The 9,877-nt window shown below is 72.1% G+C and carries 9 protein-coding genes; 2 read left to right on the top strand and 7 right to left on the bottom strand.

Annotated features, from left to right (window positions below; genetic code table 11):
* From EK403_RS10585 to EK403_RS10575, 3 genes are all read right to left on the bottom strand, one after another.
* Positions 1–1,942: AAA family ATPase (locus EK403_RS10585; protein ID WP_164919575.1), on the bottom strand; the 1,942-nt coding region annotated here is incomplete at its 3' end.
* A gap of 174 nt (positions 1,943–2,116) precedes the next feature.
* Complete coding sequence (locus EK403_RS10580; protein ID WP_128777466.1) at positions 2,117–2,788, bottom strand: DsbA family protein; 672 nt, start codon at positions 2,786–2,788, stop codon at positions 2,117–2,119.
* Between the two features lie 151 nt (positions 2,789–2,939).
* Positions 2,940–3,455, bottom strand: coding sequence for a DUF721 domain-containing protein (locus EK403_RS10575; RefSeq protein WP_128777465.1), 516 nt, complete (start codon positions 3,453–3,455; stop codon positions 2,940–2,942).
* A 76-nt stretch (positions 3,456–3,531) separates the two neighbouring features.
* Here EK403_RS10575 and mutY point away from each other — a divergent pair, with 76 nt between their 5' ends.
* Positions 3,532–4,644, top strand: a complete 1,113-nt coding sequence (gene mutY / locus EK403_RS10570) for an A/G-specific adenine glycosylase (RefSeq protein ID WP_128777464.1) — start codon at positions 3,532–3,534, stop codon at positions 4,642–4,644.
* Positions 4,641–5,813 carry an MFS transporter gene (locus EK403_RS10565; RefSeq protein WP_164919569.1) on the top strand — a complete coding sequence of 391 codons (1,173 nt, stop codon included), beginning with the start codon at positions 4,641–4,643 and terminating at the stop codon, positions 5,811–5,813. The genes mutY and EK403_RS10565 overlap by 4 nt, the downstream gene beginning before the upstream one ends.
* Here EK403_RS10565 and EK403_RS10560 read toward each other — a convergent pair.
* From EK403_RS10560 to rnhB, 4 genes are all read right to left on the bottom strand, one after another.
* Positions 5,810–7,504, bottom strand: a complete 1,695-nt coding sequence (locus tag EK403_RS10560) for a methyl-accepting chemotaxis protein (RefSeq protein WP_245479629.1) — start codon at positions 7,502–7,504, stop codon at positions 5,810–5,812. The two genes, EK403_RS10565 and EK403_RS10560, sit on opposite strands and share 4 nt — an antisense overlap.
* A 74-nt stretch (positions 7,505–7,578) precedes the next feature.
* On the bottom strand, positions 7,579–8,703 hold the full coding sequence (locus tag EK403_RS10555) for a site-specific DNA-methyltransferase (RefSeq protein ID WP_128777462.1): 1,125 nt from the start codon (positions 8,701–8,703) through the stop codon (positions 7,579–7,581).
* A 100-nt stretch (positions 8,704–8,803) separates the two neighbouring features.
* Positions 8,804–9,298 carry a GFA family protein gene (locus EK403_RS10550; protein WP_128777461.1) on the bottom strand — a complete coding sequence of 165 codons (495 nt, stop codon included), beginning with the start codon at positions 9,296–9,298 and terminating at the stop codon, positions 8,804–8,806.
* Between the two features lie 79 nt (positions 9,299–9,377).
* Positions 9,378–9,877: ribonuclease HII (gene rnhB / locus EK403_RS10545; RefSeq protein WP_128777584.1), on the bottom strand; the 500-nt coding region annotated here is incomplete at its 5' end.

The following is a 9,877-nucleotide window of genomic DNA, read 5'->3' as shown; positions in this document are numbered from 1 at the left end:
CCCGCGCTTCGGCCGCCGCGCGCTCGACCGCGCCGAGCCGGTTCTTCTCGGCGAGCCGCCTGGCCGCCGGCGTCGGCGCGTCGGCCGCGAGCGTCAGCCCGTCCCAGCGCCAGAGATCGCCCTCGAGGCTGACGAGCCGCTGGCCGGGAGCAAGGCGCGCCCGAAGCGCGGGTCCATCGATCCGCTCCACGACGCCGATCTGGGCGAGCCGGCGCATCAGCTCCAAGGGCGCCGTGACATGGTCGGAGAGCGGCCGGGCGCCTGCGGGCAGGGCAGGGTCGCCCGCGGCTTCGGCCCCGGCCCAATGCGCCGGGGCCTGCGCGTCGAGCGCCGCATCGAGGTCGTCGCCGAGCGCGGCGCCGAGCGCCGTCTCGAAGCCGGGGTCGACCACCAGCATGTCGACCGCGGCCGGAAATTTGCGGGTCGGATCGTCGGCCACGAGCTTGGCGAGGGTGCGGGCCTCGGTCTCGGCGCGCTCGGCGCGCGAGGCGGCCTGGCCCGCAGGGCCGCGCGCCTCGATCTCGGCGGCGCGGGCGCGGGCGAGATCGGCTTCGGAAGATTCCGCGGCGCGTTCGGCCTCCCCCGCGCGCGCCCTTGCGGCCGCCCAGGCTTCGGCGAGCGCCGCGGCGTCGCCATGGCGCGCGGCCTCCGCCGAAATCGCCGCGGCGCGCTGGTCGAGCTCCGCGGCTTCGCGGCCAAGGCGCTGCAGCCGGTCCGCCTGCTCCTGGCGGCGCCGGTCGAGGTCCCGCCGCTCGGCCGCGCGGGCGGCGGCCGCCTCGGCGCGCTCTGTCAGCGCGGCCTCGGCCGCCGCCATGGCGGCTTCGGCTTCGGCGAGCCTGGCCTTTGCGGCGTCCGCGGAGGCCTCATCGCCGCCGGTCTCCGGTCCAAAATCCTCGGCCGTCCTCGCAAGCCGTTCGAGCGTCGCCGCGGCGTCCTCGGCGAGCGCGGCCTCGCGCGTCAAGTCGCCGTCGATCTGCGCGAGCCGCCGCGTCAGCTCCGCGAGCCGGGCGCGGGCGCGGGCCTCCTCGCCCTCGAGCTCGCCTGCCTGCATGGCGATGCGGCGCAGCGCCGCCTCGGCCTCGGCGGCGGCCTGCCGGGCGGGGCCAAGCGCATGGCCGGCGACGGCCTCCACCCGCGCCGCCTCGCCCTGGACGCGGGCGGCTTCCGCCGAGGCCGCGAGCGCCGCGGTCTCTGCGCGCTCGGCCGCGAGCGCGCCCTCGGCGTCGGCGGCGTGACGGGCGAGCAGCGACAGACCTTCGGAGGTCTGAATCTCCTCGGTGAGCTGGCGGTAGCGCTCGGCCGAGCGCGCCTGGCGCTTCAGCGCCTCGGCGCGCTCGTCGAGCTTGACCATCACGTCCTCGACGCGGGCGAGGTTCTGCTCCGCGCCTTCGAGCCGGCTCTCGGCCTCGCGCCGCCGTTGGTGAAGGCCCGCGATGCCGGCCGCCTCCTCGAGGATGCGGCGGCGCTGGTCGGGCCGGGCGTTGATGATCTCGCCGACGCGGCCCTGTCCCACCATCGAGGGCGAGCGGGCGCCCGAGGAGGCGTCGGCGAACAGCAGCTGGACGTCGCGGGCGCGGACCTCGCGGCCGTTGATCCGGTAGGCCGAGCCGAGCCCGCGCGAGATCTTGCGGCTGACCTCGATCTCCGACGCCTGCGCGAAGGGGACGGGCGCGAGGCCTGCCGTGTTGTCGAGGGTGAGCGAGACTTCGGCGTGGTTGCGGGCCGGGCGGCCGGTCGACCCCGCGAAGATCACGTCCTCCATGCCGGCGGCGCGCAGGGACTTGAAGGAGCTTTCGCCCATCACCCAGCGCAACGCCTCGACGAGGTTCGACTTGCCGCAGCCGTTCGGCCCGACGATGCCGGTCAGCCCCGGTTCGATCGGCGCGTCGACAGGATCGACGAAGGTCTTGAAGCCCGCGAGGCGCAGCCGCGTGAAGTTCATGGCGCCCGCGCCTTGAACCGCAACGGCCATGTCCCGGCCGAAGAGCCGGGACCCATAAACTCATCGTTCAACAGGAAAAGAGAGGCGGAAGCCGCGCCCAATCGGCGCTCGGCGCGGTTATGGGTCCCGGCTCTCCGCTTCGCTGCGGCCGGGACGCGAGCCTGAGGTCTGCCCTCAGGCCTTCTTGTCCACCAGCGGGTCCAGAATCTTCTTGAGATTCTCAAAGCTCATCGCCCCGCGCTGGATCTTCCCGTTGATGAAGAAGGTCGGCGTCGAGTTCACCCCGAACTTCTCGGCCGCGCGCTGGCGGACCCAGTTCACGCCATCGAGAAGCTCCTGATTCGTCAAGCAGGCCTCGAAACTCTGCTGGGTGAAACCGACCTGCTTCACCAGATTCTGCAGCCCTTCGACGGGATTGTCCGAATAGGCCCACTGCTTCTGTTCCTTGAACAGCAGGTCGACGGTGGCGAAGTATTTGGCGTCGTCGCCGGCGCAGCGGGCGATCATGAAGCCCGCGGCGGACAGCGGGTCGAGCGGGAACTCGCGCAGGATGAAGCGCACCTTGCCGGTGTCGATGTAGTCGGACTTGAGCTTCGGGAAGGTCTGCATCGCGAACTGGGCGCAGTGGCCGCAGGTCGTCGAGGCGTATTCGATCATGGTGACGGGCGCGTCGGCCTTGCCCTCCGCCTTTTCGCCCAACGGCCCCGCGACCGCGAGCTCCTGCGCGTCGGGGGCCTGGGCGAGGGCGTCGGTCACGAAGCCGAGCTTCGGGGCGAGCGACAACGCCGCGAAGCCCGCGACGGAGAGCGCGGCGGTCTCGAGAAGGCGGCGGCGGGTCAGCGTCACGGGGCGTGTCCTCGGGTCTGGTCGCGGCTCGGCCGTCCGCGTTTGAGGCGTAGGTTGCGGCGTCTCAGCCTTTTCGCAAGAGGAATGTGGCGCAAGCAAGTTGTCGGGCGCTCTGCGGCCTCAATGTCGCGTGACGGGCTGCCGCGGACGATCAGCGGTCCGCCCTGCGCGAGGCCGGCAGGGCGGCGCGGCCGAGCCGGCCCAGCGCGTCGGCGAGATCGCCGTCCTCGATCCGGGCCGTCGCGTCGGCGATGCGGGCCTCGTCCTCGGGCGTCGGCGGGGTCGCAGGCGCGGCCGCGCGCTTCGCGCGTCTGAGCCCTGCGACCGATCCCTGGCGGATCTTGACCTGGCCGACGCAGGGCCAGCCGAGATGCGCGTTCACCCGTTCGATGATCTCGGGCGTGCGGTGCTGCAGCTCGAGCGCGAAGGCGCCCTCGACCCGGACGGTCAGCGTCGAGCGGGGAGGCGGAACGGAAGGGTCGGCGTCCGGCGCGCGCGGCGGGGCGGCGAGCTTCTGGGGCGCGGAGACGGCCGCGAGCTCCGGCCCGACGATCGCGTCCCAGCGCGCGAGGATCTCGGCCCCCGCAAACCCCTGCCGCGCGGCCGCCGGCCCGAGCGCTTCGGGCAGCAGGTCGGCAAGCTGTTTCGTGCGGGGGGGCTTGAGCATCGAGGGGCGCGGTCCGATGGTCCGGCGGAGGCCGACCTTCGCTGGGTGGTCCCGTCCGTTTCGTCGAGTCTAGCCCTTGGCCGCCGCCGCACAACCTCCATCCCCTGGCGCCCTCCTCGCCTGGTACGACCGCCACCGTCGGCGGCTTCCCTGGCGCGCGGAGCCCGGCGAGCGCGCGGACCCGTACCGCATCTGGCTCTCCGAGATCATGCTGCAACAGACGACCGTGAAGGCCGCGGGGCCTTATTTCCTGCGGTTTCTCGCGCGCTTTCCTGACGTCCGCGCTCTCGCCGCCGCTCCGCTCGACGACGTGCTGAAGCTCTGGGCGGGGCTCGGCTATTATTCCCGCGCGAGAAACCTCCACGCCTGCGCCAGCGCCGTGATCGAACGCCACGCCGGTCGCTTTCCGTCCAACGAGGCGGCGCTGCTCGCGCTGCCCGGCGTCGGGCCCTACACGGCCGCTGCGATCGCCGCCATCGCCTTCGACCGACCCGCGACCGTGGTGGACGGCAATGTCGAGCGCGTGGTCGCGCGCCTGTTCGCGGTCGAGGCCCCCATGCCGGGCGCGAAGCCCGAGATCCGGAGTCTGGCCGCGACGCTCGCGCCGCCGGCCCGCCACGGCGATTTCGCGCAGGCGATGATGGATCTCGGGGCGACGATCTGCACGCCGCGCAAGCCCGCCTGCGCGCTCTGCCCCTGGAGCGAATCCTGCGCGGCGCGAAGAAGCGGCGCGCCCGAGCTCTATCCGAGAAAGGCGGCCAAGGCCGTCCGGCCGACACGCTACGGCGTCGCCTATCTCGTGCGGCGCGCGGACGGCGCCGTGCTGGTCCGTCAGCGCCCGCCCAAGGGGCTGCTCGGAGGCATGACCGAAATCCCGACCGGGGACTGGTCGGCGGACGTCGACCTTTCGGTTTCGGTCTCGACGCTTGCGGCAGACGCGCCGTTCGCGGCCGGCTGGCGGCGCGTCCCCGGGGTCGCGACCCATGTCTTCACCCATTTCGCGCTGGAGCTCGCCGTTCTGGTCGCCGAGCTGCCACTTTCCACGCCGGCGCCCCCCGGCGCGCGATGGGCCGCGGCCGACGATCTCGCCTCCGAGGCGCTGCCGACCGTCTTCCGCAAGGCGCTCGCCCATGGCATGAGCGGCGCCGTGACCTCCGCTCCCCCAGCCGTCCGCCGCGCCGCCTCATGACGTCCTTCGCCGCCGCCGACGCGGCGTCGCGCCGGTCGCTGATGCGCGCGCGGATCGCGACGCTCGCGCTGTTCTTCGTCTCCGGCGCGTCGCTCGGCGTGTGGGCCGCGCACATCCCGCTGCTCAAGGCGGGGCTCGCGCTCGACGATTCGACGCTCGGCCTCGTGATGCTCGCCATGGGCACGGGCGCGCTGGTCGCGATGCCCACGACAGGCGCGCTGGTCCATCGCTTCGGCGCGGTCCGGATCTGCGTCGCGAGCGGCCTGTTTCTGGGCGCCGTTCTCGCGCTTCCGCCTTATGCGCCGCATGCGCCTGCGCTCGGCGTTGCGGCCTTCCTGATCGGGCTCGGGGTCGGGGGCATCGACATCGCCATGAACGCCCATGCCGCCGCGCTCGAACGCGCCTGGAGCCGACCCATCATGTCGTCGATCCACGCTTTCTTCTCGATCGGCGGACTGGCGGGCGCGGCCGGCGCGGCCGGACTGATCGCGCTCGGCGCCGGCGCGCCGTTCGGCATGGGCGCTCCGGCGCTCGTCCTCGCGACGACGGTCGCGGCGTCGGGCCTCTGGCTGCGGTTCGCAGATGAGGAGCAGGCGGAGCCGGGTCTGGCGCTGCGCCTGCCGAGCCGCGCGGTTCTGGCCCTCGGGCTGCTCGCCATCTGCTCATTTCTCTGCGAGGGGGCGGTGATGGAGTGGAGCGGGGTGTTCCTTCGCGACGTCACCGCCGCGCCGCTCGCGCTTGCAGCGGGCGGCTATGCGGCCTTCTCGGCCTCCATGACGGTCGGCCGGTTGCTCGGCGACGGTTTCGTCCACCGTCTCGGTGCGGCGCGCGCTGTCCAAGCGTCAGGCGTTATCGCGGCGGCGGCGTTCGCGATCGTCGCACTCGCGCCGGACCCGTGGGTCGCCTATGCGGGTTTGCTGCTCGCGGGGCTCGGGCTCGCCAATGTCGTGCCGCCGCTGTTCTCGGCCGCGAGCCGCGTTCCGGGCGTCGCGCCCGCCGCGGCGCTCGCGATGGTGGCCTCGATGGGCTATGGCGGCGGGCTCGTCGGCCCGCCGCTCATCGGTTTCCTGTCGGACGCCGTCGGCCTGCGCTTCGGCTTCGCGCTGCTCGCCGCGCTCGCCGCCGCAATCGCGTTCGGCGCTATGCGGACGCTCGCGAGACCGGGTTAGGCCGCCCGCACCGTCGACAGGAAGCGCTCGACCTCCGAGCTCAGATGCTCGGACTGGCGCGACAGCTCCGAGGCCGCCTCCAGCACCTGTCCGGCCGCAGCCCCCGTGTGGTCGGCCGCGGCCGCGACGCCCGTGATGTTGGTGGTGACGTCGCCGGCCCCGCCCGCCGCCTGCGTGACCTTGGCGATGATCTCGACGGTCGCGGCCTCCTGGCGCTCGACCGCCGCCGCGATCGCGCCGGTGGTGTCGCTCATCTCGCTGATTCGCGCGCCGATCGCCCCGATGGCCGAGACCGCGTCGACGGTCGAGGCCTGGATGGCGGCGATCTGGCGGGCGATCTCGTCGGTCGCGGTCGCGGTCTGCGCCGCGAGCGTCTTCACCTCCGAGGCCACCACCGCGAAACCCTTGCCGGCCTCGCCGGCGCGCGCCGCCTCGATGGTGGCGTTGAGCGCGAGCAGGTTGGTCTGCGCCGCGATGGTCGAGATCATGTCGAGCACGTCGCCGATCCGCGAAGCGGCGTCGTTGAGTTCCTGCACGAGGCGGCCGGTGCGCCGGGCGTCCGAGACCGTCGCCTCGGCGAGCCGCGCCGAATCCGCCACCTGCCGGCCGATCTCACGGACCGTGTGGCCGAGCCGCTCGGTGGCGTCCGCCGCCTGGCCGACATTGCTCGCCGCCTCCTCGGCCGCCGACGCCACGTGGATTGACTGTGAGGCGGTGCGCCCGGCGGCTTCGGTCATGGCCCGCGCGGTCGCCTGGAGTTCGGTCGAGGCGGCCGACACCGTCGTCACGATGCCGCCGATCGCCCCTTCGAAACGTCCCGCCATCTCGCGCGTCGCCGCCTTGCGCTGGGCCTCGAGCCCGGCGCGCGCCTCGGCGCTCTCGCGCTCGATCGCGCGGCCATGGACGAGGCCGGCCTTGAAGACCTCAACGGCGTTCGCCATCGCGCCGATCTCGTGGCGCTGGCCGGTGAAGGGAATTTCGGCCTCGAGATCGCCGCCCGCGATCCTGGCCATCGCGTCGCGCAGCCCGCCGAGCGGGCGGCTGACGCCGAACAGCGCGAAGGCGGCAGAGGCGGCGGAGACGATCAGGGCGCAGATCATGAACCCCGCCACCAGGCGCCACGAGGTTTCGAAGGTCGCAAGGTTCGAGGCGTGGGCGGCGTCGGCGGCCTTCGCGCTCGTCGCGACGAGGTCGCGAAGCCGGTCGCTGATCGCCATGTAGGGCCCCTTCATCTCGGAGGAGAAGATCTGGCTGGCGTCGATCTCGCGGTAGGTCGAGGAATACTCGACGAAGGTCTCGTCGAGGGTCTCGTATTTGTCGAAGGCCGCGGCGATGTCGTCGGCGATCGCCGCCTGCTCCTCGTCCGCGCCGGCTGCCGCGCGGTAGGTCTCGAGACTGCCACGGAAGGCGGCCTTTGCTGCCACGATCGAGCCTTTGGCGGCGTTCTTCGCGCCGATGTCCTGGGACGCGACGTGCTCGGCTTCCGAAATCCTCAAATTGCTGAAGGCGACGCTCATGGCGTTCGCGCTCGACACGCGCGACAGAACGTCGGCGTAGAGCGTCTGGGCGCCGTCATTGACGGCGTCGAGGCTCTTTAGGGCGATGATCCCGAGCCCGATCGCAAGCGCCAGCGACAGACCGGACAGCGCCGTCAACGCGGCGCGAAGCGAGAGGCCGAACATCTGGTCCATTCCTTGGGCAGAACTCCAGGCTCACGCCCTGGCGCGGCAGTTTCTCGTCGGGCCGCCTTTCTGGCGGCCCTGGGTCATGCGGCTTCGGATCTGATGGCTTCGCGGAACGAGTCGATCGGGGTGAGGCCCTTGGGGCCCGCGAAGTGCCAGAAGGTCCAGCCGTTGCAGGCCTCGCGGCCCTGGGCGACCGCGCCGATGCGATGGATCGATCCGATCACGGCTCCGAAGGCCAGGGTGCCGTCCGCCCGGACCGTCGCCTCGTAGCGGCCGCGCTCGTCGACAAGGCGCGCGCCGGGGCGCACCAGGCCGCGTTCGACAACCGTCGAGAACGCGACCCGCGGAGCCTCGCGTTTCGCAGGCGCGGACACGATCGCTTCGTGAGCCTCGGGGATGACCGCGTCGATGCGGGCCCGCGCCGCCGCCGCGTAGTCGCGGTCGCGCTCGACGCCGATGAAATGGCGGCCGAGGCGCTTGGCGGCCGCGCCGGTGGTGCCGGAGCCGAAGAACGGGTCGAGCACGACGTCGCCGGGCTTCGAGGCGGCGAGCAGCACGCGGGCCAGCAGCGCCTCGGGCTTCTGGGTCGGGTGCGCCTTTCGGCCGTCCTCGCCCTTCAGGCGCTCGCCCCCGGAGCAGATCGGGATCAGCCAGTCGGAGCGCGGCTGCAGATCCTCGTTGCCGGCCTTCAGCGCCTCGTAATTGAAGGTGTAGCCCTTCGAGTCCGCGCCGCGCGCCGCCCAGATCATCGTCTCGTGGGCGTTGGTGAAGCGGCGGCCGCGGAAGTTCGGCATCGGGTTGGTCTTGCGCCACACGACGTCGTTCAGGATCCAGTAGCCGAGGTCCTGCAGCGCCGAGCCGACGCGGAAGATGTTGTGGTAGCTGCCGATGACCCAGAGCGTGCCGGTCGGCTTCAGCACGCGCCGGGCGGCGAGCAGCCAGGCGCGGGTGAAGGCGTCATAGGCCGAGAAGCTCTCGAACTGATCCCAGGCGTCGTCGACGGCGTCGACCAGGCTCTGGTCCGGCCTTCGCAGGTCGCCCTGAAGCTGCAGGTTGTAGGGCGGATCGGCGAAGATCAGGTCGACCGAGGCCGGCGGCAGCTTCTCGAGCTCCGCCACGCAGTCGCCGGTCAGGATCGTGTCGAGCGGGAGGGTCGAGGAAGACTGAGCCGCTGCGAGCGCCGCCCCGTTACGCCGATACGCCATGAGATGCAGACCCGTCCGTTAAATCCTGACGGGCGGGAGTCTCGCTTCGGTAACGTAAAGGGCGGCTCAACAAACAGGGTGAACGGTTGGTTGACGGCCGTCACTCCAGCCACAATCCATGGCGGCGATGCCACTCCTCGATCGACTCTTCCGGATAGATGTCGTGGCGCCTGTCGTTTGGGCCGAAGTCCGGCTCCACCCAGGACGGCTTGAAGCGCAGCATGAGGTGGGTGCGCTCAGGCGCCCTCGGCAGTTTGCTGTCGATCGCGGATGCGAAGGGATGCACAAGGTCGGGCCAGTTCGGGTCGTAGAGCCAGAGCGCGCTGCCGCAGCGCGGGCAGAAATTGCGCTCGGCCGAGGACAACTCGCAACGGCCGGAGCCGTCGTCGATTTCGGCGCGGTAGATGGCGGGCTTGGCCGCGCCCGAGACCTTCAGCGTTCGGCTGTCGCCGATCAGGTTGATGGCGTAGCCGCCGCCTCCGGCGGTCTTGCGGCAGATCGAGCAGTAGCAGAGCTGGTAGGGGACCGGCCCTGAGCTCTCGACCGAGAAGGAGACGCCGCCGCAACGGCAGGAGCCTTTGAGGGTGATGGGCATTGTGAGCCTCCAAGCCGGCGCGGAAGTCCGCATCTTGCATGGAAGGCGGGAGAGCGGCGCAGCGTTCCCGAAATTCCGTTCAGGCGGCCGCGGAGGCGAGCAGCGCCGCGATCGGCGCGAACAAGCGCCGGTGATGCGCGCAGGGGCCGTGGCGGCCGAGCGCCGCGAGGTGCTCTGGCGTGCCGTAGCCCATGTGGCGTTCGAAGCCATAGGCCGGGAATTCCAGGGCTACCCGCGTCATGATGCGGTCGCGCACCACCTTGGCGACGATCGAGGCAGCGGCGATCGACTGGATGATCGCGTCGCCGTCGATCACCGGCTCGGCAGGGCAGGGCAGGCCCGGCGGCGCGTCGCGGCCGTCGATCAGGGCGATGTCGGGTCGGACGCCGAGGCCGGCCACCGCTCGGGACATCGCCCAGAGCGTCGCCCCGCGGATGTTCTGCGTCTCGATCCGCTGGGTGGAGGCGGCGACGAAGGACACCGCCGCGGTCGCCATGATCTCGGCGAACGCCGCCTCGCGCCGCTCGCGCGTCAGCGCCTTCGAATCCGCGAGGCCGTCCGGGATGCGCCTCGGGTCGA

Origin of the sequence: Hansschlegelia zhihuaiae (assembly GCF_004103825.1) — a bacterium.
Taxonomy (GTDB): Bacteria; Pseudomonadota; Alphaproteobacteria; order Rhizobiales; family Methylopilaceae; genus Methylopila; species Methylopila zhihuaiae.
The sequence above is the reverse complement of the archived record's forward strand: the minus strand, read 5'-3'. Positions and strand labels throughout refer to the sequence as shown.

Bases quoted from the DNA above. Each gene is read 5' to 3' on its own strand.
- EK403_RS10575 (WP_128777465.1), bottom strand. From the start codon at position 3,455: ATGCTCAAGCCCCCCCGCACGAAACAGCTTGCCGACCTGCTGCCCGAA.
- EK403_RS10565 (WP_164919569.1), top strand. From the start codon at position 4,641: ATGACGTCCTTCGCCGCCGCCGACGCGGCGTCGCGCCGGTCGCTGATG.
- EK403_RS10560 (WP_245479629.1), bottom strand. From the start codon at position 7,504: ATGGACCAGATGTTCGGCCTCTCGCTTCGCGCCGCGTTGACGGCGCTG.
- EK403_RS10555 (WP_128777462.1), bottom strand. From the start codon at position 8,703: ATGGCGTATCGGCGTAACGGGGCGGCGCTCGCAGCGGCTCAGTCTTCC.
- EK403_RS10550 (WP_128777461.1), bottom strand. From the start codon at position 9,298: ATGCCCATCACCCTCAAAGGCTCCTGCCGTTGCGGCGGCGTCTCCTTC.